The sequence below is a fragment of the Pseudomonas sp. A6 genome, assembly GCF_052367875.1.
Lineage (GTDB): Bacteria > Pseudomonadota > Gammaproteobacteria > Pseudomonadales > Pseudomonadaceae > Pseudomonas > Pseudomonas citronellolis.
On the sequence record NZ_CP198970.1, the window covers coordinates 7,066,209 to 7,088,568 of the forward strand.

The window sequence follows — 22,360 nt, forward strand, 5'->3', positions numbered from 1 at the left end:
CACACACTCCCCGTCTTAGATGACTCCACCCGCGATTTCGCGCGCAGGGCGCGCTCCTACATGGGGACGGTGCGGGTGGCGCAGCGTAGGAGCGGATCTCATCCGCGAATCGCGCCGATATGTCCGGCTATCGCGGACAAGGTCCGCTCCTACAGGGGGAATGCCATGCATCCCAGCGAACTGTAGGAGCGGGCCCTGCCCGCGATTTCGCGCGCAGGGCGCGCTCCTACATGGGGACGGTGCGGGTGGCACAGCGTAGGAGCGGATCTCATCCGCGATCTGCGCCGAAACCTCCGGCTATCGCGGACAAGGTCCGCTCCTACAAGGGGAATGCCATGCATCCCAGCGAACTGTAGGAGCGGGCCCTGCCCGCGATTTCGCGCGCAGGGCGCGCTCCTACATGGGGACGGTGCGGGTGGCGCAGCGTAGGAGCGGATCTCATCCGCGAATCGCGCCGATATGTCCGGCTATCGCGGACAAGGTCCGCTCCTACTGGGGGAATGCCGTGCCTCGCGGGACAAGGTCCGCCTCAGGCCGCTTCCTTCTCCACCGCCTTGGCCGCGGCCTTCTTCTTCGGCTTGAGGTACTTCACCAGGCCCTGGAACCAGATCACCAGCGCCGGGTTGCCCTGGATCTGGATGTCCTTGTTCTGGATGCCCTGCATGAAGGCCAGTTGCGGGTTCTTCGAGGTGAGGGTGGCGAAGCCGTAGGCGCTGTCGCGGAAGCCGATGGCGAAGGCCGGCTGCGGGTGCACGCCGCGGCGGGCGCTGACGCGTTGGTCATGGACGATGTAGTGGCGGGCGACCTTGCCGTCCAGGCTGTGCAGCTGGAACACCAGGTCCTTGCCTTCGAGCTGCTGGCGGAAAGCCGGGTTATCACGCGAGGACTTGGCCATCATACGGCCGAGGAACCACAACAGAAGACGGAATTTCATGCACAGACCTCGGCGTTCGGGACAAATGACTGCGCATTGTAGCGATTCGCCGAAAGGACTACATCCGTACTTTCGAAGGGAAATGTAACCGCGGGGGGGGGTAGCCCGGAGCCGCTCTGGCTCCGGGGCTGGGAACAGCCTTAGTTGACGGCGTCCTTCAGGGCCTTGCCCGGCTTGAAGGCAACGGTGTTGCTGGCCTTGATCTTCACCGGCTGGCCGGTCTGCGGGTTCTTGCCGGTGCGGGCGCCACGGTGGCGCTGGATGAAGGTGCCGAAACCAACGAGGGTGACGCTGTCTTTGCGGTTCAGCGCGCCGGTGATCTCATCCAGCAGCGCGTTCAGCACCTTGTTGGCTTGTTCTTTGGTGAGGTCGGCCTTCTCGGCGATCGCGGCGGCGAGTTCTGGTTTACGCATAGATGCCTCTTTGACGGTTTGTTGTTTTTGTGTCCGTGCTGTCTTCCCAACAGCGCCTAAGGCACCGCGGCCCAGGCCCTACAGGCTCTAGGCTGCGGCAGACGGGGGGAGGATGGCACGCCGCAGGCTGGTACGCCAGTATCGTCTGACAATTTGCGGATACATTCCCACGACGAAAACGCCATAAAGGATGCCTTTCAGGCCAGAAGTGCCGGCAACTCCTTGTTCAGCGAGAGTTTTTCACTGACCGCCGCGCCGGTCAGGGCGTAGCCGAGCAAGCGACCGGCGGTATCCCGGCACAGCACCTTGAGGTCCGCGCCAGAGCCTTCCACGAGCCATTGGCCATCGCTGCCGCGGGGCGGCGGCGAGACCACCAGCGGGCACACCGGAGTCTTCACGGTGACCGGCATGGGGCCGTAGGACACCGCTGTCGGCTTGCCCGCCAGGGTCTGGGCCAGGGCGCGGGCGCAGCTCATCAGCGGCATCACGTAGAGCAGGTTGAGGCCGTCGACCTCGGCGCAGTCGCCCAGGGCGTAGATGTTGGCGTGGGAGGTGCGCAGCTCGCGGTTCACCACCACGCCGCGGTTGACCTCCAGGCCCGACTCGGTGGCCAGGTCGATGCGCGGGCGCAGGCCGACGGCCGAGACCACCAGGTCGCAGGGGATCACCTGGCCATCCGACAGGTGCGCCTCCAGGCTCTCGCCGGCGCGCTCCAGGCGGTTGAGCACCGGGCCCAGGTGGAAGCGCACACCCAGGCCTTCCAGGCCGGCCTGCACGGCCGCCGCGGCGGCGGGGTGCAGCAGGCCGGGCATGACCTGCTCGCAGGGAGCGACCACGTCGATCCGGTAGCCGCCGGCGGACAGGTCGTTGGCGAACTCGCAGCCGATCAGGCCGGCGCCCAGCAGCAACACGCGGCGCTTGCCGGCGGCCGCGGCGCGGAAGCGCGCGTAGTCCTCCAGGTCGTTGATCGGGAAGATCGCATCCAGGGCGTCGCCCTGCACCGGCACGCGGATCGTCTCGGCGCCCCAGGCCAGCACCAGGTCGCGGTACTCGACCTGCTCCTCGCCGATCCAGATGCGCTTGTGCCCCGGGTCGATGCCGGTGACGCGGGTGTGGGTGAGGATGCGCGCCTTCAGTTGCTCGGCCATGGCGCCGGGCTCAGCCATGGCCAGGCCGTCGGCGTCCTTGTCCTTGGAGAAGCCGGTGGAGAGCATCGGCTTGGAATAGGAGCGGCCGTCGTCGGCGGTGATCAGCAGCAGCGGGCTTTCCGCATCCAGCTTGCGCCATTCGCGCGCCAGGTTGTAGCCGGCCAGGCCGGTGCCGATGATCACCAGCGGTGCGTTCTCGCTCATTGGATTCTCCACATCGAACGGGACCGAGCGGCTTGGCCGGCTCGGTGGAATTCAGGGTTTCGCGGGGCCTGTCAGGCGATTTCGATCATTTCGAAATCGATCTTGCCCACGCCGCAGTCGGGGCAGACCCAGTCGGCGGGAATGTCTTCCCAGCGGGTACCGGGGGCGATGCCCTCCTCGGGCAGGCCGAGGGCCTCGTCGTAGATGAAGCCACAGACCACGCATTGCCACTTGCGCATCGTCGAACCTCCTGCGGGTTGCCAGGGCAACCTAGCGCACTTTTCCGCCCCCCGCCAAGGGCAGGGTTGCCGGCGCCCGGCGGCAACCCGGCCAAGCGCGCGAAGCGCTCAAGCACGGGGCCGGACACGAAAACGGCGGCCATCGGCCGCCGCTCGCAGGGATGCCGGGACGGCTCAGCCGATTTCGATCATCTCGAAGTCCAGCTTGCCGACGCCGCAGTCCGGGCACAGCCAGTCCTCGGGCACGTCTTCCCAGCGGGTGCCCGCTGCGATGCCTTCTTCCGGCCAGCCTTGGGATTCGTCATAGATGAGTCCGCAGACTACGCATTGCCACTTTTTCATTGTCTACCCCTCGGGCGGGTTACCACGGTTGCGGCCGCACGCTAACGCAATTCCCGGCGTGCGCCAAGACGCCATCGGGCGGTTGGGCGGGCGTTGGGGGCCAACCAAAGATGGGTGGTGCGTGGGTGGGAGGTTGGCTTTTCGTAGGAGCGAGCTTGCTCGCGAACGGAGTTTTGCCGGCGGGGGTCGGTGCGCGTCCTGAAGAGCCCCTCTCCCCAGCCCTCGGCTGCGCGCCCCGCCCTGAAGGGAGAGGGGGCTTGTCCGTGCCGAGAGAAGGAAGGTTTCAAATGGAAGCCTTCGGTGTTGCCGGCTGACTCCAGAGCATCCAAGCACTCCGAACGGTCCCCTCTCCCTTCAGGGAGAGGGTTAGGGAGAGGGAGCGGAGCCACCCCAAAACACCGGCATTTCAGGTGAGCACCGTTCGCGAGCAAGCTCGCTCCTACACCTACAGGGGCAGCCTCAGTGCTGCGCCTTGTACCGCAAGCGCCAGGCATGCAGCAGCGGCTCGGTGTAGCCGCTGGGCTGCTCGCGGCCCTTGAACACCAGGTCGCTGGCCGCCTGGAAGGCCGCCGAGCCCGGGTAGTCCGCGGCCATCGGGCGGTAGGCCAGGTCACCCGCATTCTGCTGGTCGACCACCTTGGCCATGCGCTCCAGGGTCTCGCGCACCTGGGCCTCGCCGACCACGCCGTGGTGCAGCCAGTTGGCGATGTGCTGACTGGAGATGCGCAGCGTTGCGCGGTCTTCCATCAGGCCGACGTCATGGATGTCCGGCACCTTGGAGCAGCCCACGCCCTGTTCGACCCAGCGCACCACGTAGCCGAGGATGCCCTGGCAGTTGTTGTCCAGCTCTTCCTGGCGCGCCTCGGCGCTCCAGTCGGCGGACGCGGCCACAGGAATGCTCAGCAGGTCGTCGAGCAGTTCGTCGCGCACGCTGGCCAGGTCGACCTTCTGCAACTCGCCCTGTACCGCCTGCACGTCCACCTGGTGGTAGTGCAGCGCGTGCAGGGTGGCGGCGGTGGGCGACGGCACCCAGGCGGTGGTGGCGCCGGATTTCGGGTGGCCGATCTTCTGTTCCAGCATGGCCGCCATCAGGTCCGGCATGGCCCACATGCCCTTGCCGATCTGCGCCCGGCCGCGCAGGCCGCAGGCCAGGCCGACCAGCACGTTGTTGCGCTCGTAGGCGGCGATCCACTTGGTGCCCTTCATGTCGCCCTTGCGCAGCATCGGGCCGGCTTCCATGGCGCTGTGCATTTCGTCGCCGGTACGGTCGAGGAAGCCGGTGTTGATGAACACCACCCGCGCCGCGGCGGCGCCGATGCAGGCCTGGAGGTTGACGCTGGTGCGCCGCTCCTCGTCCATGATGCCCATCTTCAGGGTATTGCGCGGCAGGCCGAGGACGTCCTCGACACGGCCAAACAGTTCGTCGGCGAAGGCCACTTCGGCCGGGCCGTGCATCTTCGGCTTGACGATGTAGACGCTGCCGGTGCGCGAGTTGCCCTTGCGCTGCAGATCGTGGATGGCGACCAGGCCGGTGAGCACCGCATCCATGATGCCTTCGGGGATTTCCGCGCCGCTTTCGTCGAGGATCGCCGGGGTGGTCATCAGGTGGCCGACGTTGCGGATGAACAGCAGCGAGCGGCCGTGCAGGGTCAGGCTGGAGCCGTCGGCGGCGGTGTACTGGCGGTCCGCGCTCATGCGCCGGACGAAGCTCTGGCCGCCCTTCTCCACCGCCTCGCTGAGGTCGCCCTTCATCAGGCCCAGCAGGTTGCGATAGACCAGGGTCTTGTCCTCGGCGTCCACCGCGGCCACCGAATCCTCGCAGTCGAGGATGGTGCTCAGCGCGGCCTCGACCAGCACGTCCTTCACCCCGGCGGCGTCGGTCTGGCCGATGGGGCTGGTGGGGTCGATCTGGATCTCGAAGTGCAGGCCGTTGTTCTTCAGCAGCACGGCCTTGGGCGACAGCGGCTCGCCCTGGTAGCCGACGAATTTCGCCGGCTCGGCCAGGCCGCTGACGCTGCCGTCCTCCAGGGTCACGCGCAGCTGGCCCTGCTCGATGCGGTAGGCGCTGGCGTCGGCGTGGCTGCCCTGGGCCAGCGGCGCGGCCTGGTCGAGGAAGGCGCGGGCGAAGGCGATGACCTTCTCGCCACGGCGCGGGTTGTAGCCCTTGCCCTTCTCGGCGCCGTCGTCCTCGCTGATGGCGTCGGTGCCGTAGAGCGCGTCGTACAACGAGCCCCAGCGGGCGTTGGCGGCGTTCAGCGCGTAGCGGGCGTTCATCACCGGCACCACCAGCTGCGGGCCGGCCTGCTGGGTGATCTCGGTGTCGACGTTGGCAGTGCTGGCCTGCACCGAAGCCGGCGCCGGCAGCAGGTAGCCGATGGATTCGAGGAAGGCGCGGTAGGCCGACATGTCCTGGATCGGGCCCGGGTGGGCGCGGTGCCAGCTGTCCAGTTCGGTTTGCAGGCGGTCGCGCTCGGCGAGCAGCGCGCGGTTCTTCGGCGCCAGCTCGTGGACCAGGGCATCGAAGCCCTTCCAGAAGGCCTCGGCCTGCACGCCGGTGCCCGGCAGGGCTTCTTCCTCGATGAAGCGTTGCAGCACGTCGGCGACCTGCAGGCGCTGGCGGGTGATTCGTTGGGTCATCGCAAGGTTCTCCTGTGTTTCGTCGAGTGCTTAGAGCGCGGCCACGCCGGCCTTGGCCACCTGGGCATCCTGCGCGGCCTGCACGCCGGAGACGCCCACCGCGCCGATCACCTGGCCGTCATGGATGACCGGCACGCCGCCTTCCAGGGTGCCCTGCAGCACGGGGGCGGAGAGGAAGGCAGTGCGGCCGTTGTTGATCATTTCTTCGTACAGGCGCGTTTCGCGGCGGCCCAGGGCGGCGCTGCGGGCCTTCTCGGTGGCGATGTAGGCGCCGACCGGCGCGCAGCCATCCAGGCGCTCCAGCGCCAGCGGGTGGCCGCCGTCGTCCACGACCACGATGGCCACCGCCCATTGGTTGGCCTGGGCCTCGGCGCGGGCGGCGGCGAGGATGCGGGTGACTTCTTGCTGGGTGAGTACGGCTTTGCTTTGCATGGCGTCAGTTTCCGGTGCTGAGGGCGTGGTCGACCAGCTCGATCCAGTGCCGGACGGGGGTGCGTCCGGCGCCGTCGAGGTGGGTCTGGCAGCCGATGTTGGCGGTAGCGATCAGGTCGGGCCGACCGCTTTCCAGGGCGTCCAGCTTGTTGTCGCGCAGCTTGTGCGAGAGCTCCGGCTGGGTCAGTGAATAGGTGCCGGCCGAGCCGCAGCAGAGGTGGCTGTCGGGCACCGCGGTGAGGTTGAAGCCTAGGCGCTTGAGCACCGCCTCGACGGCGCCGCCGAGCTTCTGCGCGTGCTGCAGGGTGCAGGGGCAGTGGAAGGCGAGGGTCTGGTCGCAGTTCAGGCCGAGGCTTTCCAGCGGTTCGGCGCGGATCACTTCCACCAGGTCCTTGGCCAGCTCGCTGACGCGCCTGGCCTTGGCCGCGTACTGCGGGTCGTCGCGCAGCAGGTAGCCGTATTCCTTGACGAAGGCGCCGCAGCCGCTGGCGGTCTGCACGATGGCCTCGGCGCCGTGCTCGATGGCCGGCCACCAGGCGTCGATGTTGCGCCGGGCGCGGTCGAGGCCGGTGTCCTGGGCGTTGAGGTGGTAGTCCACGGCGCCGCAGCAGCCGGCCTGAGCCGCCGCGGTGATGCTGATGCCGAGGCGGTCCAGCACCCGCGCGGTGGCCGAGTTGGTGTTGGGCGACAGCGCCGGCTGCACGCAGCCTTCGAGCATCAGCACGCGGCGCTGGTGGCGTTCCGCCGGGCGCACGCCGGCCGGGGCGATGGCCCGCGGCAGGTGGCTGCGCAGGGCCACGGGAAGGATCGGCCGCAGCGCCTCGCCGGTGTTCACCAGCGCCTTGAACAGCGCCGGGCGCGGCACGATGGCGCGCAGGCCGCCGCGCAGCAGGCGCTCGCCCAGCGAGCGCGGCACGCGCACTTCGATGGCGGCGCGGCCGATGTCCAGCAGCTTGTGGTACTCCACGCCGGAGGGGCAGGTGGTTTCGCAGTTGCGGCAGGTCAGGCAGCGGTCCAGGTGTTCCTGGGTTTTCTCGCTGACCTGGTCCTGTTCGAGGAACTGTTTGATCAGGTAGATGCGCCCGCGCGGGCCGTCCAGTTCGTCGCCCAGCTCCTGGTAGGTCGGGCAGGTGGCGTTGCAGAAGCCGCAGTGCACGCAGCTGCGCAGGATGCGTTCGGCTTCCTCGGCGTGGGCCAGGCGTTTGGCCGCTTCGCTCAGGTTGGTCTGCATAGGTCTATCCGCGTCAGAAGTCGGCGTACATGCGCCCGGGGTTGAAGATGCCCTGCGGGTCGAGCTGGCGCTTCAGCGAGCGGTGCAGCTTGAGCAGGGGCGCCGGCAGCGGGTGCAGCGGCTCGTCGACGTGGCCCGGGGTGAAGCAGCTGGCGTGGCCGCCGACGGCGCTCACGGCCTGGCGGATTTCCGTGGCGCTGGCCTCGGACTTCAGCCAGCGCTGCGCGCCGCCCCAGTCCAGCAGCTGCTCGCCGGGCAGCGCCAGCGGCGCGCTGAGTGCCGGCAGCGACAGGCGCCAGAGCGGCCGCGGGTCGCGGAAGAAGTCCAGGCGCTGTTCGCGCAGGTCGTCCCACCAGGCGTCGTCCAGGGCGTCGCCGCCGATGCGGTCGCAGGCGGCGCGCACCGAGCCTTCGTTGCCCTCGAAGCGCAGGTACAGGTGCTCGCCGTCGTGGGCGGCGGCGCTCAGCGGCAGCGACTGCTGGCCCCATTCGCCAAGACGCAGCAGGGCGCGCTCCAGGGGGATGGCCTGGCGCAGGCTGATGCGGCAGCGCGGCTTGGGCAGGACCTTGAACGAGGCCTCGGTGATGACGCCCAGGCAGCCGAAGCTGCCGGCCAGCAGGCGCGACAGGTCGTAGCCGGCGACGTTCTTCATCACCTCGCCGCCGAAGCGCAGATGGGTGCCCAGGCCGCTGATCAGCCGGGTGCCGAGGACGAAGTCGCGCACCGCGCCAGCCCAGGGCCGGCGCGGGCCGGACAGCCCGGCGGCGAGCATGCCGCCGACCGTGGCGTTTTCCGTGAAACAGGGCGCCTCGCAGGCGAGCATCTGCCCGGCGCTGTCCAGCGCGGCGTTCAGCTCGCGCAGCGGGGTGCCGGCGCGGGCGGTGATCACCAGTTCGGTGGGGTCGTAGGAGACGATGCCGGTGTGCCCGGCCACGTCCAGCGGGCGGGCCTCCACCCAGCGGCCGAGGAAGGCCTTGCTGGAGCCGCCGCGGATGGCCAGGGCGGTCTTTTCCGCCAGGGCCTGGCGCACCTGTTCGAGCAGCTCGGCGCTGCGGTCGTGGCCGGCCCGGGGGTCGAAGTGCTGTTTGTCCATCAGAAGCGCTCCAGTTCCGGGAACGGCAGCTGGCCGTGGTGGATGTGCATGGCGCCGAATTCGGCGCAGCGGTGCAGGGTCGGGATGTTCTTGCCCGGGTTGAGCAGGCCCTGCGGGTCGAAGGCGGCCTTCACCGCGTGGAACAGCGTCAGCTCGTCGCTGTTGAACTGGGCGCACATCTGGTTGATCTTCTCGCGGCCCACGCCGTGCTCGCCGGTGATGCTGCCGCCCACCGCCACGCAGAGTTCGAGGATCTTCCCGCCCAGGGCTTCGGCGCGTTCCAGCTCGCCGGGGACGTTGGCATCGAAGAGGATCAGCGGGTGCATGTTGCCGTCGCCGGCGTGGAACACGTTGGCCACCCGCAGGCCGTGCTCCTCGGACAGCTCGGCGATGCCGTTGAGCACCCGCGGCAGCTCGCGGCGCGGAATGGTGCCGTCCATGCAGTAGTAGTCCGGGGAGATGCGCCCCACCGCCGGGAAGGCGTTCTTGCGCCCGGCCCAGAACTTGGCGCGCTCCTCCTCGTCGCGGGCCAGGCGCACGTCGGTGGCGCCGGCCTTGCGCAGCACGGCGTCGACGCGCTCGCAGTCCTCGTGCACGTCGGATTCCACGCCATCCAGCTCGCACAGCAGGATGGCCGCGGCGTCCACCGGGTAGCCGGCGTGGATGAAGTCCTCGGCGGCGCGGATCGACAGGTTGTCCATCATCTCCAGGCCGCCGGGAATGATGCCCTCGGCGATGATGTCGCCCACCGCGCGGCCGGCCTTCTCGACGTCGTCGAAGCTGGCCATCAGCACCTTGGCCACCTGCGGCTTGGGCAGCAGCTTGACGGTCACCTCGACCACCACGCCGAGCATGCCTTCGGAGCCGGTGAACAGCGCCAGCAGGTCGAAGCCGGGGCTGTCGAGTGCGTCGGAGCCGAGGGTCAGGCGCTCGCCGTCGATGGTGATGATTTCCACCTTGAGCAGGTTATGAACCGTCAGCCCATACTTCAGGCAGTGCACGCCGCCGGCGTTCTCGGCGACGTTGCCGCCGATGGAACAGGCGATCTGCGACGACGGGTCCGGCGCGTAGTACAGGCCGTGGGGCGCGGCGGCCAGGGAGATGGCCAGGTTGCGCACGCCGGGCTGCACGCGGGCGTAGCGGCCTTCGGGGTTCACTTCGAGGATGCGCTTGAAGCGCGCCATCACCAGCAGCACGCCCTGCTCCAGCGGCAGCGCGCCGCCGGACAACCCGGTGCCGGCGCCGCGGGCGACCACCGGCACCTGCATGCGGTGGCACAGGCGCAGCAGTGTCTGCACCTGCTCGACGTGTTCGGGCAGCACCACCAGCATCGGCGTGCTGCGGTAGGCGGAGAGGCCGTCGCACTCGTAGGGGCGCAGGTCCTCGGCCTCGTGGAGGATCTCCAGGTCCGGCAGCGCGGCGCGCAGTTCGGCGAGCAGCGCGGCCTTGTCCACCTTCGGCAGTGCGCCGTCGAGGCGCTCATCGTAGAGGATGTTCATCGGGTCTCACACGGTGGTTTTTCTTATGGGTGGCGCCGCCCGGCGGGCCGGGCGGCTGCTGGACTGACGGGTCTCAGGTCGGCGCAGACTGGACCACCGGGCGGCCCTGCGTCCAGTTGCCGCAGAACTGGTCCTACCAGTTTAGTCCCTGGACTTTTGGTCAAGACGCCGCTCAGCGGCCTTATCAAAGCGCTCCGGGTGTTCTACAGTGGCGCCAGGCATTCGAACTGGTAGGACCAGTTGGAGGACGAATGGAAGGCGAAAGCACGGCCACCCGCGCGCGGGTAGCCGACCAGGTGGCCGAGCGCATCGAGCGGCTGATCGTCGACGGCGTGCTCAAGGTCGGCCAGGCGCTGCCCTCGGAGCGGCGCCTGGTGGACAAGCTCGGCTGCTCGCGCTCGGCGCTGCGCGAGGGCCTGCGCATCCTCCGCGGGCGCGGCATCATCGACACCGAGCAGGGCCGCGGCTCCTTCGTCGCCGACCTCAGCCGGGCCAACGACGCCACGCCGCTGATGCACCTGTTCGCCTCGCAGCCCCGTACCCTCTACGACCTGCTGGAGGTACGCGCCCTGCTGGAAGGCGAATCCGCGCGCCTGGCCGCGCTGCGCGCCACCGACGCCGACCTGATCCTGCTCAAGCGCCGCTACGAGGAAATGCTCCTGGCGCAGAGCGAGACGCCGCCGCTGGACCCGCGCGAACACGCCCGCCGCGACCACGCCTTCCACCGGGCCATCAGCGAGGCCTCGCACAACCCTGTGCTGGTGCACACCCTGCAGTCGCTCAGCGAACTGATGCTCAGCACCGTGTTCGCCTCGGTGAACAACCTCTACCACCGGCCGGTGCAGAAGCGGCAAATCGACCGCCAGCACACGCGCCTGTACAACGCCATCGTCGAGCGCCTGCCGGACCAGGCCCAGCGCGCCGCCCGCGAACATATCCACAGCATCCGCGACAACCTGCGCGAGATCGAGCAGGAGGAGCAGCGCCTGGTCCGCGCCACCATGCGCCTGCAGGGCTGGGAATGAGCCGCGGGCGGGGTTCGGGGCGATAGGTCGCAGGCTAACGATCGGCGTTCCGTGGTACCCTGCGGCGGTCCTACGTCAGCGTTGAATTCCCGTGTCCGACCTTTCCGTACCTCTGCCGAACTGGCTCAACGAAGACCAGTTGCCGGCCAACGTCGAGCCCGCCGTACACGACTGGCTGTTCGACCAGGGCTCCCTGACCCGCCGCCTCACCGCCCTCGCCGAAGGCGCCTTCAGCGTCGAGCCGCTGCTGGAGGGCTGGCAGGTGCTGCGCGACGACGAATGCAAGGCGCTGGGCGTGCCCAGCCACAGCCAGGGCTGGGTGCGCGAGGTCTACCTGCGCGGCCACGGCCAGCCGTGGGTCTTCGCCCGCAGCGTGGCGGCCCGCTCGGCCCTGGAGGCCTCGGGCTTCGACCTGGCGCAGCTCGGCAGCCGTTCCCTGGGCGAGCTGCTGTTCAGCGACAGCGCCTTCCGCCGCGACGTCATCGAGGTGTGCCTGTACCCCGCGCCCTTCCTGCCCCTGGAGGTGCGCCGCGCGCTGCTCTGGGGCCGCCGCTCGTGCTTCCGCCGCGACCGCCTGGGCGTGCTGGTGGCCGAGGTGTTCCTGCCGCGCCTGTGGCGCGCAGCCGGAGTCGAGGCCGTATAATCCCTCCGGTCGACCGCCGGAGCCCGCCATGTTCGCCGCCCTGATCAAACCCCTCGCCCGCCTGCACCCCCGCGCCTGGGACTTCATCCAGCTGACGCGCATGGACAAGCCCATCGGCATCTACCTGCTGCTGTGGCCGACGCTGTGGGCGCTGTGGATGGCCAGCGGCGGCCTGCCCAGCCTGAAGAACCTGGTGATCTTCGTCCTCGGCACCGTGCTGATGCGCGCCGCCGGCTGCGTGATCAACGACTTCGCCGACCGCGACTTCGACGGCCACGTGGCGCGCACCAAGGCGCGCCCCCTGGCCACCGGCAAGATCAGCGTGAGCGAGGCCTGGATCGCCTTCTTCGCCCTGCTGGCCAGCAGCTTCGTGCTGGTGCTGTGCACCAACGAGCAGACCATCTGGCTGTCCTTCGGCGGCGCCGCCATCGCCGCGCTCTACCCCTTCATGAAGCGCTACACCTACTACCCGCAGGTGGTGCTGGGCGCGGCCTTCTCCTGGGGCATCCCCATGGCCTTCACCGCCGCCAGCGGCACGCTGCCGGCCGCGGCCTGGCTGCTGTTCTTCGCCAACGTGCTGTGGACGGTGGCCTACGACACCTACTACGCCATGACCGACCGCGAGGACGACCTGAAGATCGGGGTGAAATCCACCGCCATCCTCTTCGGCGACGCCGACCGGGTGATCAACCTGACCCTCCAGGGCCTGATGCTCCTGCTGCTGGTGCTGGCCGCCGGCAAGCTGCACATGGGCCTGTGGTTCTACGCCGGCCTGGTGGTGGCCGCCGGCTGCTTCGCCTGGGAATTCCACTCCACCCGCGACCGCGACCCGCAGGCCTGCTTCAAGGCCTTCCTGCACAACCACTGGGCGGGCCTGGCGATCTTCGTCGGCACCGTGGTGGATTACGCGCTGCGCTGAAAAACGTCCCCCGTAGGAGCGAGCTTGCTCGCGAACAAATGCGGTGCCATGCGGTTCGCGAGCAAGCTCGCTCCTACAAGAGCAGGATGTATCGCCCTACGCCCCGTGCTCCCTGTAGGAGCGCGCCCTGCGCGCGAATCGCGGGCAGGCGGATACCCCGCCGTGTCACGGCTTGGCGATATGCCAGGCGTTCATCTTGCCGTCGCCCTTCACTTCGCCCGCGGCCTTGTCCTGGACGAAGGTGTACAGCGGCTTGCCCTTGTAGGCCCACTGCTGGGTGCCGTCGTCGCGGGTGATCACGCTCCAGTCGCCGCTGGCCATGGCGCCGGTCTCGGCGGCCAGGGGCGGCCAGTTCTGCGCGCACTTGTCGTTGCACACCGACTTGCCGCCGCTGTCCTTGTCGAAGGTGTACAGCGTCATGCCCTTGGCATCGACCAGCATGCCGTCCTTGGTCATCGCCGGTTCCGCCGCCTGCGCCGCCAGGGCCGGCAGCGCCAGGCCCAGGGCCAGCGCCAGGTGTTTGCAGTTCATCGTGAATCTCCTCTTCTGAGGTAGGACTCGCAAGGAAGGCGCGGCGGGAACGGCGGCAGGTCGGGCAGGCCGTCACAACGGCCCCGGTGGCGCGCATGGGGCCGCCCGGAACAGGGCGGTCACGACAGCATAGTAGAGCGCCCCGTTCCCCGCCGGGCGCCTGCCTCGGCTAACATGCCCGCGTCACATCGCTGTAATAATTCCGTTATCTAATGCGGCGCAGTACAGAATTCCCGAGGCAAGACCATGGTTGGCAAGACAATCCTCATCGTTGACGACGAAGCGCCGATCCGCGAGATGATCGCCGTGGCCCTGGAGATGGCCGGCTACGAGTGCCTGGAGGCGGAAAACGCCCAGCAGGCCCACGCCACCATCGTCGACCGCAAGCCGGACCTGATCCTGCTCGACTGGATGCTGCCGGGCACCTCCGGCATCGAGCTGGCGCGGCGCCTGAAGCGCGACGAGATGACCCAGGGCATCCCGATCATCATGCTCACCGCCAAGGGCGAGGAGGACAACAAGATCCAGGGACTTGAGGTCGGCGCCGACGACTACATCACCAAGCCCTTCTCGCCGCGCGAGCTGGTGGCCCGGCTGAAGGCCGTGCTGCGCCGCACCGGCGCCGGCGACAGCGAGACGCCGATCGAGGTCGGCGGCCTGCTGCTCGACCCCATCAGCCACCGCGTCACCATCGACGGCAAGCCGGCCGAGATGGGCCCCACCGAGTACCGCCTGCTGCAGTTCTTCATGACCCACCAGGAGCGCGCCTACACCCGCGGCCAGCTGCTGGACCAGGTGTGGGGCGGCAACGTCTACGTGGAGGAACGCACCGTCGACGTGCACATCCGCCGCCTGCGCAAGGCCCTGGGCGAGGTCTACGAGAACCTGGTGCAGACGGTCCGCGGAACCGGCTATCGTTTCTCCACCAAGAGCTGACCGCGCCCCCGCGCCTGATATTCACAAGGAAAGGACCTGGTGAACCAAGACTGGCGTGGCGCCCTGATCCGCCATCTGCTGCTGTTGATAGTCGCCGCCGCGCTGATCGGCGTGGTGAGCGGGCAATACGGTTGGGCCCTGGCAGGCTGCCTGGGCGTCTACCTCGGCTGGACCCTCTGGCAGGTGCTGCGCCTGCACAAATGGCTGAAGAACCACCGCGAGGACGAACCGCCGCCGGACGGCTACGGCCTGTGGGGCGAGGTGTTCGACAGCATCTACCACCTGCAGCGGCGCAACCAGCGCGCCCGCGGGCGCCTGCAGGCGGTGATCGACCGCATGCAGGAATCCACCGCGGCGCTGCGCGATGCGGTGGTCATGCTCGACGCCGACGGCAACCTGGAGTGGTGGAACCTCGCCGCCGAACGCCTGCTCGGCCTGAAGAGCCCGCAGGACGGCGGCCAGGCGGTGACCAACCTGATCCGCAACCCGCGCTTCAAGGAATACTTCGCCCGCGGCGACTACCAGGAGCCGCTGGACATGCCCTCGCCGGTGGACGACAAGCTGCTGCTGCAGTTCCAGATCACCCTCTACGGCAACGGCGAGCACCTGATGCTGGTCCGCGACGTCACCCGCGTGCAGCGCCTGGAGCAGATGCGCAAGGACTTCGTCGCGAACGTCTCCCACGAACTGCGCACGCCGCTGACGGTGATCGCCGGCTACCTGGAGACCTTCCTCGACAACGCCGAGAACATCAACCCGCGCTGGGCCCGCGCCCTGCAGCAGATGCAGCAGCAGGCCGCGCGCATGCAGGGCCTGCTCAACGACCTGCTGCTGCTGGCCAAGCTGGAAGCCACCGACTACCCGGCGGACAACAAGCCGGTGGCGGTGGACCTGATGCTGCTGGCCATCCGCAACGACGCCCAGGCGCTGTCCGGCGCCCGCGAGCACCGCATCAGCCTGGAGGCCGACCCCAGGGTGAAGCTCAAGGGCAGCGAGGCCGAGCTGCGCAGCGCCTTCTCCAACCTGGTGTTCAACGCGGTCAAGTACACTCCCGAGGGCGGCGAGATCCGCATCCGCTGGTGGGGCGACGAGCAGGGCGCGCACCTGTCGGTGCAGGACAGCGGCATCGGCATCGACCCCAAGCACCTGCCGCGCCTGACCGAGCGCTTCTACCGCGTGGACTCCAGCCGCAACGCCAACACCGGCGGCACCGGCCTGGGCCTGGCCATCGTCAAGCACGTGCTGATCCGCCACCGCGCCACCCTGGACATCAGCAGCGTGCTGGGCAAGGGCAGCAGCTTCGTCTGCCACTTCCCGCGGCAGCAGGTCGCCTGAACCAACGTCGTCTTGCCACGGCCGCACGCTGCCGCCATGCTTACTCGCTCATTCATCAGCCAACAGAACCATGGACCCTTCCCCCAGTAGCGAATTGCTGACCTATTTCGCCGATTTCGGCCTCGTACTCTTCGCCCTCCTCCTCGTCCTGCTCAACGGCTTCTTCGTTGCCGCCGAGTTCGCCATGGTCAAGCTGCGCGCCACCCGCGTGGAGACCATCGCCAAGCAGCACGGCTGGCGCGGCAGCATCCTGCGCAAGGTGCACAACCAGCTCGACGCCTACCTCTCCGCCTGCCAGTTGGGCATCACCCTGGCCTCCCTGGGCCTGGGCTGGGTCGGCGAGCCGGCCTTCGCCGAGCTGCTGGAGCCGCTGCTGGCCGCGGTGGGCGTGCACTCCGAGGAAGTCATCCGCGGCGTGTCCTTCTTCAGCGCCTTCTTCATCATCTCCTACCTGCACATCGTGGTCGGCGAGCTGGCGCCCAAGAGCTGGGCGATCCGCAAGCCGGAGCTGCTGTCGCTGTGGACCGCGGTGCCGCTGTACCTGTTCTACTGGGCGATGTACCCGGCCATCTGGCTGCTCAACGCCAGCGCCAACGCCATCCTCAAGATCGCCGGCCAGGGCGAGCCGGGGCCGCACCACGAGCACCACTACAGCCGCGAGGAGCTCAAGCTGATCCTGCACTCCAGCCGCGGCCAGGACCCCAGCGACCAGGGCATGCGCGTGCTGGCCTCGGCGGTGGAGCTGGGCGAGCTGGAAGTGGTGGACTGGGCCAACTCCCGCGAAGACCTGGTCTACCTGGAGCGCCACGCGCCGCTGGCCGACGTGCTGGCGACCATCCGCCGGCACAAGTACAGCCGCTACCCGGTGTTCGACGCCGAGAAGGGCGAGTTCACCGGCCTGCTGCACATCAAGGACCTGCTGCTGGAACTGGCGACCACCGACAGCCAGCCGGAAACCATCGACCTGGACGAGCTGGCCCACCCGCTGGAACTGGTGACCAAGCACATGCCGCTGTCGCGCCTGCTGGAGCAGTTCCGCCAGGGCGGCGCGCACTTCGCCCTGGTGGAGGAGGCCGACCACAAGGTGATCGGCTACCTGACCATGGAAGACGTGCTGGAAGTGCTGGTCGGCGACATCCAGGACGAGCACCGCAAGACCGAGCGCGGCATCCTCGCCTACCAGCCGGGCAAGCTGCTGGTGCGCGGCGACACCCCGCTGTTCAAGGTGGAGCGCCTGCTGGGCATCGACCTCGACCACATCGAGGCGGACACCCTCGCCGGCCTGGTCTACGAGACCTTGAAGCGCGTGCCGGAAGAGGAAGAAGTGCTGGAAGCCGAAGGCCTGCGCATCATCGTGAAGAAGATGAAGGGCCCGAAGATCGTCCTGGCCAAGGTGGTCAAGCTGGATTGACGCGGCTGCAAGCTGCGCCGAGGCGCTTTTCGTAGGAGCGAGCTTGCTCGCGAACCGCATGGCACCGCGTTTGTTCGCGAGCAAGCTCGCTCCTACACCGCCTCCCGGTCTGACCAGTCATGTAGGGCGGATAACGCCTGCGGCGTTATCCGCCAATCGCGGACGGAGTCCGCTCCTACGGTCCCTGGAAAGCACGGTGTAGGAACAACCGTCTTGTCCACTGCACCGGGGCGCTTTTCGTAGGATGGGTTGAGCTTGCGAAACCCATGCGGTCATTGGTGATGGGTATCGCTTCGCTCAACCCATCCTACGGGTGTTGTGTTTGCCGGAAGATGTAGGAGCGGACTCCGTCCGCGATTGGGATACCCAACGCACCGGCCTGACCAGTTGCGTTCCACCCACAGGCCCTCCCCCATCGCCCGCTAAAAAATCCCCACCCCCAGCACCTCATTGGAAGCACCGCCCTAGAGCCTCCAATCCCCACTCCGCCGCCACTCCCCAAAACCACTCGTCGTCCCATCCCCGCATTCGCTCTTGCCAGCGGAGCCACATGGGCATAAGTTGCACTGGTCTGACCGGTAATACCAGAACAATAACTGCGCGCCTCAGCCCTCCCCCGTGGATGCGGACGGGCGCAGACAACGGAGACCCCCAATGCTCATCCACCGCTGTTCCCGCTCGATCTTCCTGCAAGTGGTGCTCGGCCTGGCCCTCGGCGTGCTGTTCGGTGTCGGCCTTCCGGAGCTTTCGTCCCAGCTCAAGCCCCTGGGCGACGGCTTCATCAAGCTGATCAAGATGCTCATCGCGCTCATCGTGTTCTTCGTGGTGGTCAACGGCATCTCCGGCGCCGGCGACCTGAAGAAGGTCGGGCGCATCGGCCTGAAGTCGGTGGTCTACTTCGAGATCCTCACCACCCTCGCCCTCCTCCTCGGCCTGCTGGTGGCCTACGGCAGCGGCCTGGGCAGCGGCGCCAACATCGACCTGAACGGCCTCTCCGCCGGCGATGCCGCGACCTACACCGCGCACACCAAGGACATCCACGGGCCGGTGGACTTCATCATGGGGCTGATCCCCTCCTCGGTGTTCAGCGCCTTCGCCAACAACGACATCCTCCAGGTGCTGGTGTTCGCCGTGCTGTTCGGCAGCGCCCTGAACCTGGTGGGCGAACAGGCCAGCGGCGTGGCGCGGCTGATCAACGAGTTCAGCCACGTGGTCTTCCGCATCATGGGCATGATCGTGCGCCTGGCGCCGCTGGGCGTGTTCGGCGCCGTGGCCTTCACCACCAGCCGCTACGGCCTGGAGTCGCTGAGCCACCTGGGCGCGCTGGTGCTGGTGTTCTACCTCACCTGCATCCTCTTCGTGTGCCTGGTACTGGGCACCGTGCTGCGCCTGAGCGGCGTGCGCCTGCGGCCGTTCCTGCGCTACTTCCGCGAGGAACTGCTGATCGTCCTCGGCACCGCTTCTTCCGACGCCGTACTGCCGCAGGTGATGCGCAAGCTGGAAAACATGGGCATCCGCAGCTCCACCGTGGGCCTGGTGATCCCCACCGGCTACTCCTTCAACCTCGACGGCTTCTCCATCTACCTGACCCTGGCGGTGGTGTTCATCGCCCACGCCACCGGCACACCGCTGGCCATCAGCGACCTGCTGACCATCCTGCTGGTGTCGCTGGTGACCTCCAAGGGCGCCCACGGCATCCCCGGCTCGGCCCTGGTGATCCTCGCCGCCACCCTCGCCGCGGTGCCGGCCATCCCCGCCGCGGGCCTGGTGCTGGTGCTCTCGGTGGACTGGTTCATGGGCATCGGCCGGGCGCTGACCAACCTGATCGGCAACTGCATCGCCACCGTGGTCATCGCCCGCTGGGAAAACGACATCGACCTGCAACGCACACGTTCGGTACTCAACGGCGAACCCGGGGCGAACAAGACCCTGGTCGCCACGCCCGGCAAGGGCGAACTGCGCGGCTGATGACAGCCGCCGCGCGCGCCGCTCCAATAGGCGCGGCGCGCGCCTTAACTGCCTCAGGAGCAACCATGTTTTCCTCATCCAAACTGGTCAATTCAGTGGTTCAGAAACTGCTCGAGACCATAGAGCAAGGGCGCTGGGCGGCCGGCCAGATGCTGCCGGGCCAGCGCGAACTGGCCGAGCAGCTGGAGATCAGCCGGCCCAGCCTGCGCGAGGCCATCACCGTGCTGGAAACCCTCGGCGTGGTGCGCTCGCTGCCCGGCAAGGGCGTGATGGTGCTGGAGCGTGACGATAACGCCCTGCGCGAGATCCGCGCCCCGGCCACGGCCACCCTGGAAGACGTGCTGCAACTGCGCTACGCCCTGGAACCCTTCATCGCCGGGCTGGTGGCGCAGAGCATCGACGGCGATTCCCTCGGCCGCCTGCGCCTGCTGCTGCTGGACATGCGCGAAGCGGTGGAGGATGGCCGCGCCGCCGCCGTGGTCGAGGCCTACAACGGCTTCCACCGCAAGCTGGTGGCGCTGACCTCCAATCCGATCTTCCTCAGCGTCTCGCAGCAGATCGCCGGCGCCCTGGAGCAGAGCGACCACCTCATCCAGCGCAACGCCGCCCATGCCGAAGAACTGCTGGCCGAGCACGAGGCCATCGTCCGCGCCATCCGCCAGCACGACAGCGAAGGCGCCAGCCAGGCCATGCGCCAGCACATCCTCAACGAAGGCCTGCGCCTGAACCTGGCGCTGCGTGTGCCGGAAGCGGGGACGGGACGATGAACGCCGGCGACACCGGCCCGCGCCGCCGGGGCCAGGCCCAGCGGATCTACGAGGACCTGCACGCCGCCATCCTCGCGCGGCGCCTGCGGCCGGCCGCGCCGCTCAGCCAGGAAACCCTCGGGCGGATCTTCCACGCAGGCCCCAGCAGCGTGCGCCGCGCCCTGCAGCGCCTGGCCCGGGAAGGCGCGGTGGAACTGGCGCCACGGCGCATCGCCAGCGTCGCCCGCCCCGACCCGCAACGCCTGCGCCAACTGCTGGAGACCCGCCTGCTGCTGGAAAGCGACCTGCTCCGGCGCCTGGCCGGAAGGCTGGACGGGCAAAACCTGGCGGAACTGCGGGAAATGCTCGGCGCCCAGCGCCGCTGCCTGGCGGCGGGCGACGCGCTGGGCGCGCAGGAATGGGCCCAGGACCTGCACCTGCGCCTGGCCCAGCTGTCAGCCAACCCCCTGTTGCCCGACCTGCTGGGCCCGCTGCTGGAGCGCCTGGCCGTGAGCATCGCCCTGGGCCGCGGCCAGGCCCACACCGCGGACAGTTGCCGGCAACAGGCCGAGATGCTCGAAGCCCTGGGTGAGGGCGATGCGGAACGCGCCTGCGCCTGCCTGGAAAGTTACCTGCGCGGCGTGGGCGAACGCCTGCGCTTCGCCCCGCCGCCGACCACCGACCTGCGCGCGGCCTTCGCCGGGAAGCTGGCTATTCCTTGACCACCGCGAAGTTCGGCAGGGTGCCCACCGGCTGGGCGAAGTCGTAGGGGATGGATTCCAGCGCCAGGCCGACGTTGCGCTGCACCACGAAGTGCAGGTGCGGGCCGCTGCTGTTGCCGGTGTTGCCCGAGCGCGCCAGAGGCGTGCCGACGCCGACGCGCTGGCCCTCGCTGACCAGCACCGAGCCGCGCATCAGGTGCAGGTAGACGCCCATGGTGCCGTCGTCGTGGAGGATGCGCACGAAGTTGCCCGAGGGGTTGTTACCGCGCCCGCTCTGAGCGTTCTCCACCTTCACCACGGTGCCACCGCGTGCGGCCACGATGGGCGTGCCCTCGGGCATGGCGATGTCCAGCGCGTAGCGGCTCTTGGGGGTGAAGTGGCTGTACTTGCCGTTGGCGCCCTGGGTCAGGCGGAAGGGTCCGCCACGCCAGGGCAGCGGATAGTCGTAGGCCACCGGTTGCAGGCGCGGGTCGCCCAGGGCGTAGCGCAGCTTGGGCTTGTACTGCATCGGCCGCGACGCATCGCGCGGGCTCAGCGTGGCCAGGCGGATGGCGCTGCGCGGCGCCAGCACCCAGCGGATCGGCCGCTCCGGCACGCCCACGGCGTTCTGCGCGGCGCTCACGCTCAGCTCCACTTCCACCGGGGCGTAGAGGTCGTTGCGCACCTGCAGGGTCTCGAAGCCGTCGTGCCTGAGCGTCTGCAGCTTCACCTGCTGCTCCAGGTGCTCGACCATGCGGTCGCGGAAGACGAACACCTGCGCACCCGCCACGGCCTTGTCCGTGTAGGTGACCACGCCATTGGCGTCGACGTACTTGTAGATGGTCACGGCCGCAGCCGGCCCCGCAGCCATCCATAGACTGCAGAGGAAGAAAAAGCGCCCTAGCATGTCGACTCTGGTTATAGGTATTCGACGCCAGCAAGACTAGCAGCCGCGGCCGGCAGCGGCGAGCCGCCGGCCGTCGGGCTGTGAAGCAGGCCTCAGGCGCCGGGGACGTAGTGCTTCTGGGTGCTGCCGCGGGCGATCAGGCGCGACAGGTAGTCGAGCTTCTGCGGGTCGCGGTCGACGAAGCGCAGCAACAGCAGCAGCCACTCGCTGTCGGGCTTGGGTTCCAGCGCCGCCACCGAGTGCAGGTAGCCGTTCAGGCGTGCCACCTCGTTGTCTTCCTCCAGGTCGAGCACCGCGGTTTCCAGCACCTGCGGCAGCACCTGGCCGCGCTTCACCACCAACTGCGCCTCCTTCAGGCTGAGCCCGCGGATCACGCAGGGCAGGCTGGCATTGGGCAGGCGCAACTGCCCCTGGCCCTTGCCCTGGGCGCCACTGCGCGCAGGCGCGGGGGCCGGCGCGGCAGCGGGAGCAGGACGGGCGGGCGCCGGGGCCGCGGCTGGAGCGGCCCCGGCGCGCACCACCTCGGCCTTGCCGCCGGTGAGGGCGGCGAGGGAGTCGTTCGGCGGGCCGCTGGCCAGGCTGCGCTGCGGCGCCGAGGCCAGCAGCGCATCGAGCTTGCCGGCGCGGCTCAGGGCCTTGCGCACCTTGCTCACCAGTTGGTCATTGGAGAAGGGCTTGCCGATGTAGTCCGACACCCCGGCCTGGATGGCCTGGACCACGTTCTCCTTGTCGCCGCGGCTGGTCACCATGATGAAGGGAACGTCCTTCAGCGGCGCCTGGGCGCGGCACCAGCCGAGCAGTTCGATGCCGGACATCTCCGGCATCTCCCAGTCGCAGAGGATCAGGTCGACCGCGTGGCGGGCGAGGTGCTGCTGGGCCTTGCGGCCGTTCACCGCCTCCTCGATGCGCAACCCCGGAAAATGGTCGCGCAATCCCTTCTTCACCAGGTCGCGGATGAAAGGTGCATCATCCACCACCAGAACACTGACCTTGCTCATCGTCGACTCCCTGGAACGCCAAGGCGAAGGATAGCCTCGGGCACTGGCAGGATGCCATGCCGACGTGA

Annotated in this window: 22 protein-coding genes; 9 read left to right on the forward strand and 13 right to left on the reverse strand. The window is 68.6% G+C overall.

The features are described 5' to 3' along the window. Window positions 1-529 precede the first annotated feature (529 nt). The 10 genes from ACTWJ5_RS31090 to glcD all read right to left on the reverse strand — a co-directional run bounded on the left by ACTWJ5_RS31090 (window position 530) and on the right by glcD (window position 10,172). On the reverse strand, window positions 530-934 hold the full coding sequence (locus ACTWJ5_RS31090) for a helicase (protein ID WP_074983260.1): 405 nt from the start codon (window positions 932-934) through the stop codon (window positions 530-532). Window positions 935-1,074: 140 nt separating this feature from the next. Then, window positions 1,075-1,347: an HU family DNA-binding protein gene (locus tag ACTWJ5_RS31095; protein WP_009614168.1), complete on the reverse strand. Its 273-nt coding sequence runs from the start codon at window positions 1,345-1,347 to the stop codon at window positions 1,075-1,077. A 197-nt stretch (window positions 1,348-1,544) separates the two neighbouring features. Further along, window positions 1,545-2,699, reverse strand: coding sequence for an NAD(P)/FAD-dependent oxidoreductase (locus ACTWJ5_RS31100; RefSeq protein WP_256513409.1), 1,155 nt, complete (start codon window positions 2,697-2,699; stop codon window positions 1,545-1,547). 71 nt (window positions 2,700-2,770) lie between these two features. Next, window positions 2,771-2,938, reverse strand: coding sequence for a rubredoxin (locus ACTWJ5_RS31105; RefSeq protein ID WP_009614171.1), 168 nt, complete (start codon window positions 2,936-2,938; stop codon window positions 2,771-2,773). 174 nt (window positions 2,939-3,112) lie between these two features. Continuing rightward, window positions 3,113-3,280, reverse strand: coding sequence for a rubredoxin (locus ACTWJ5_RS31110; protein ID WP_009614173.1), 168 nt, complete (start codon window positions 3,278-3,280; stop codon window positions 3,113-3,115). Window positions 3,281-3,739: 459 nt separating this feature from the next. Next, window positions 3,740-5,917: a malate synthase G gene (locus ACTWJ5_RS31115; RefSeq protein WP_444437174.1), complete on the reverse strand. Its 2,178-nt coding sequence runs from the start codon at window positions 5,915-5,917 to the stop codon at window positions 3,740-3,742. A 30-nt stretch (window positions 5,918-5,947) separates the two neighbouring features. Beyond that, entirely contained in the window at window positions 5,948-6,349 is a 402-nt protein-coding gene (locus tag ACTWJ5_RS31120) for a heme-binding protein (RefSeq protein WP_009614175.1), read from the reverse strand. 4 nt (window positions 6,350-6,353) lie between these two features. Then, window positions 6,354-7,580, reverse strand: coding sequence for a glycolate oxidase subunit GlcF (glcF, locus tag ACTWJ5_RS31125; RefSeq protein ID WP_444437175.1), 1,227 nt, complete (start codon window positions 7,578-7,580; stop codon window positions 6,354-6,356). A 13-nt stretch (window positions 7,581-7,593) separates the two neighbouring features. Next, window positions 7,594-8,673, reverse strand: coding sequence for a glycolate oxidase subunit GlcE (gene glcE, locus ACTWJ5_RS31130; protein WP_444437176.1), 1,080 nt, complete (start codon window positions 8,671-8,673; stop codon window positions 7,594-7,596). Continuing rightward, a complete protein-coding gene (gene glcD / locus ACTWJ5_RS31135) occupies window positions 8,673-10,172 on the reverse strand; it encodes a glycolate oxidase subunit GlcD (protein WP_074983271.1) in 1,500 nt (499 codons plus the stop codon). The genes glcE and glcD overlap by 1 nt, the downstream gene beginning before the upstream one ends. A 251-nt stretch (window positions 10,173-10,423) precedes the next feature. Between glcD and glcC the strand changes: the two genes are divergently transcribed. From glcC to ubiA, 3 genes are all read left to right on the forward strand, one after another. Beyond that, on the forward strand, window positions 10,424-11,197 hold the full coding sequence (glcC, locus tag ACTWJ5_RS31140) for a transcriptional regulator GlcC (RefSeq protein ID WP_249918383.1): 774 nt from the start codon (window positions 10,424-10,426) through the stop codon (window positions 11,195-11,197). A gap of 112 nt (window positions 11,198-11,309) precedes the next feature. Continuing rightward, on the forward strand, window positions 11,310-11,840 hold the full coding sequence (locus ACTWJ5_RS31145) for a chorismate lyase (protein WP_083426820.1): 531 nt from the start codon (window positions 11,310-11,312) through the stop codon (window positions 11,838-11,840). A 28-nt stretch (window positions 11,841-11,868) separates the two neighbouring features. Beyond that, window positions 11,869-12,759 (forward strand): 4-hydroxybenzoate octaprenyltransferase, encoded by an 891-nt coding sequence (gene ubiA, locus ACTWJ5_RS31150; protein WP_074983279.1) that lies wholly within the window; start codon window positions 11,869-11,871, stop codon window positions 12,757-12,759. 165 nt (window positions 12,760-12,924) lie between these two features. Here the strand turns inward: ubiA and ACTWJ5_RS31155 are convergent, their stop codons facing one another. Further along, window positions 12,925-13,290: a COG4315 family predicted lipoprotein gene (locus ACTWJ5_RS31155; protein WP_074983281.1), complete on the reverse strand. Its 366-nt coding sequence runs from the start codon at window positions 13,288-13,290 to the stop codon at window positions 12,925-12,927. Window positions 13,291-13,536: 246 nt separating this feature from the next. Here ACTWJ5_RS31155 and phoB point away from each other — a divergent pair, with 246 nt between their 5' ends. The 6 genes from phoB (at window position 13,537) to ACTWJ5_RS31185 (ending at window position 20,408) form a co-directional block, all read left to right on the forward strand. Next, window positions 13,537-14,226, forward strand: coding sequence for a phosphate regulon transcriptional regulator PhoB (phoB, locus tag ACTWJ5_RS31160; protein ID WP_009614187.1), 690 nt, complete (start codon window positions 13,537-13,539; stop codon window positions 14,224-14,226). A 39-nt stretch (window positions 14,227-14,265) separates the two neighbouring features. Further along, on the forward strand, window positions 14,266-15,561 hold the full coding sequence (phoR, locus tag ACTWJ5_RS31165) for a phosphate regulon sensor histidine kinase PhoR (RefSeq protein WP_256513420.1): 1,296 nt from the start codon (window positions 14,266-14,268) through the stop codon (window positions 15,559-15,561). Window positions 15,562-15,631: 70 nt separating this feature from the next. Further along, complete coding sequence (locus ACTWJ5_RS31170; protein ID WP_253391951.1) at window positions 15,632-16,972, forward strand: hemolysin family protein; 1,341 nt, start codon at window positions 15,632-15,634, stop codon at window positions 16,970-16,972. Window positions 16,973-17,626: 654 nt separating this feature from the next. Further along, the gene (locus tag ACTWJ5_RS31175; protein ID WP_444437177.1) at window positions 17,627-18,940 is read left to right on the forward strand and encodes a C4-dicarboxylate transporter DctA; all 1,314 of its coding nucleotides are present in this window, start codon (window positions 17,627-17,629) and stop codon (window positions 18,938-18,940) included. A gap of 65 nt (window positions 18,941-19,005) precedes the next feature. Next, on the forward strand, window positions 19,006-19,707 hold the full coding sequence (locus ACTWJ5_RS31180; RefSeq protein ID WP_074983292.1) for a FadR/GntR family transcriptional regulator: 702 nt from the start codon (window positions 19,006-19,008) through the stop codon (window positions 19,705-19,707). Next, the gene (locus ACTWJ5_RS31185; protein ID WP_256513425.1) at window positions 19,704-20,408 is read left to right on the forward strand and encodes a GntR family transcriptional regulator; all 705 of its coding nucleotides are present in this window, start codon (window positions 19,704-19,706) and stop codon (window positions 20,406-20,408) included. The genes ACTWJ5_RS31180 and ACTWJ5_RS31185 overlap by 4 nt, the downstream gene beginning before the upstream one ends. On the opposite strand, the gene ACTWJ5_RS31190 is transcribed toward ACTWJ5_RS31185, so the two are convergent. Then, window positions 20,398-21,294 carry a peptidoglycan DD-metalloendopeptidase family protein gene (locus ACTWJ5_RS31190; protein WP_074983298.1) on the reverse strand — a complete coding sequence of 299 codons (897 nt, stop codon included), beginning with the start codon at window positions 21,292-21,294 and terminating at the stop codon, window positions 20,398-20,400. The genes ACTWJ5_RS31185 and ACTWJ5_RS31190 overlap by 11 nt on opposite strands. Window positions 21,295-21,386: 92 nt before the next feature. After that, entirely contained in the window at window positions 21,387-22,292 is a 906-nt protein-coding gene (locus tag ACTWJ5_RS31195; RefSeq protein WP_249918379.1) for a response regulator, read from the reverse strand. Window positions 22,293-22,360: the final 68 nt, after the last annotated feature.

Coding starts and splice junctions, on each gene's coding strand:
- phoB (WP_009614187.1), top strand. CDS start 13,537: ATGGTTGGCAAGACAATCCTCATCGTTGACGACGAAGCGCCGATCCGC.
- glcE (WP_444437176.1), bottom strand. CDS start 8,673: ATGGACAAACAGCACTTCGACCCCCGGGCCGGCCACGACCGCAGCGCC.
- ACTWJ5_RS31120 (WP_009614175.1), bottom strand. CDS start 6,349: ATGCAAAGCAAAGCCGTACTCACCCAGCAAGAAGTCACCCGCATCCTC.
- ubiA (WP_074983279.1), top strand. CDS start 11,869: ATGTTCGCCGCCCTGATCAAACCCCTCGCCCGCCTGCACCCCCGCGCC.
- glcC (WP_249918383.1), top strand. CDS start 10,424: ATGGAAGGCGAAAGCACGGCCACCCGCGCGCGGGTAGCCGACCAGGTG.
- ACTWJ5_RS31100 (WP_256513409.1), bottom strand. CDS start 2,699: ATGAGCGAGAACGCACCGCTGGTGATCATCGGCACCGGCCTGGCCGGC.
- ACTWJ5_RS31115 (WP_444437174.1), bottom strand. CDS start 5,917: ATGACCCAACGAATCACCCGCCAGCGCCTGCAGGTCGCCGACGTGCTG.
- ACTWJ5_RS31190 (WP_074983298.1), bottom strand. CDS start 21,294: ATGCTAGGGCGCTTTTTCTTCCTCTGCAGTCTATGGATGGCTGCGGGG.
- ACTWJ5_RS31090 (WP_074983260.1), bottom strand. CDS start 934: ATGAAATTCCGTCTTCTGTTGTGGTTCCTCGGCCGTATGATGGCCAAG.
- glcF (WP_444437175.1), bottom strand. CDS start 7,580: ATGCAGACCAACCTGAGCGAAGCGGCCAAACGCCTGGCCCACGCCGAG.
- ACTWJ5_RS31195 (WP_249918379.1), bottom strand. CDS start 22,292: ATGAGCAAGGTCAGTGTTCTGGTGGTGGATGATGCACCTTTCATCCGC.
- ACTWJ5_RS31175 (WP_444437177.1), top strand. CDS start 17,627: ATGCTCATCCACCGCTGTTCCCGCTCGATCTTCCTGCAAGTGGTGCTC.
- ACTWJ5_RS31105 (WP_009614171.1), bottom strand. CDS start 2,938: ATGCGCAAGTGGCAATGCGTGGTCTGTGGCTTCATCTACGACGAGGCC.
- ACTWJ5_RS31155 (WP_074983281.1), bottom strand. CDS start 13,290: ATGAACTGCAAACACCTGGCGCTGGCCCTGGGCCTGGCGCTGCCGGCC.
- ACTWJ5_RS31095 (WP_009614168.1), bottom strand. CDS start 1,347: ATGCGTAAACCAGAACTCGCCGCCGCGATCGCCGAGAAGGCCGACCTC.
- ACTWJ5_RS31185 (WP_256513425.1), top strand. CDS start 19,704: ATGAACGCCGGCGACACCGGCCCGCGCCGCCGGGGCCAGGCCCAGCGG.
- ACTWJ5_RS31110 (WP_009614173.1), bottom strand. CDS start 3,280: ATGAAAAAGTGGCAATGCGTAGTCTGCGGACTCATCTATGACGAATCC.
- ACTWJ5_RS31180 (WP_074983292.1), top strand. CDS start 19,006: ATGTTTTCCTCATCCAAACTGGTCAATTCAGTGGTTCAGAAACTGCTC.
- glcD (WP_074983271.1), bottom strand. CDS start 10,172: ATGAACATCCTCTACGATGAGCGCCTCGACGGCGCACTGCCGAAGGTG.
- ACTWJ5_RS31170 (WP_253391951.1), top strand. CDS start 15,632: ATGGACCCTTCCCCCAGTAGCGAATTGCTGACCTATTTCGCCGATTTC.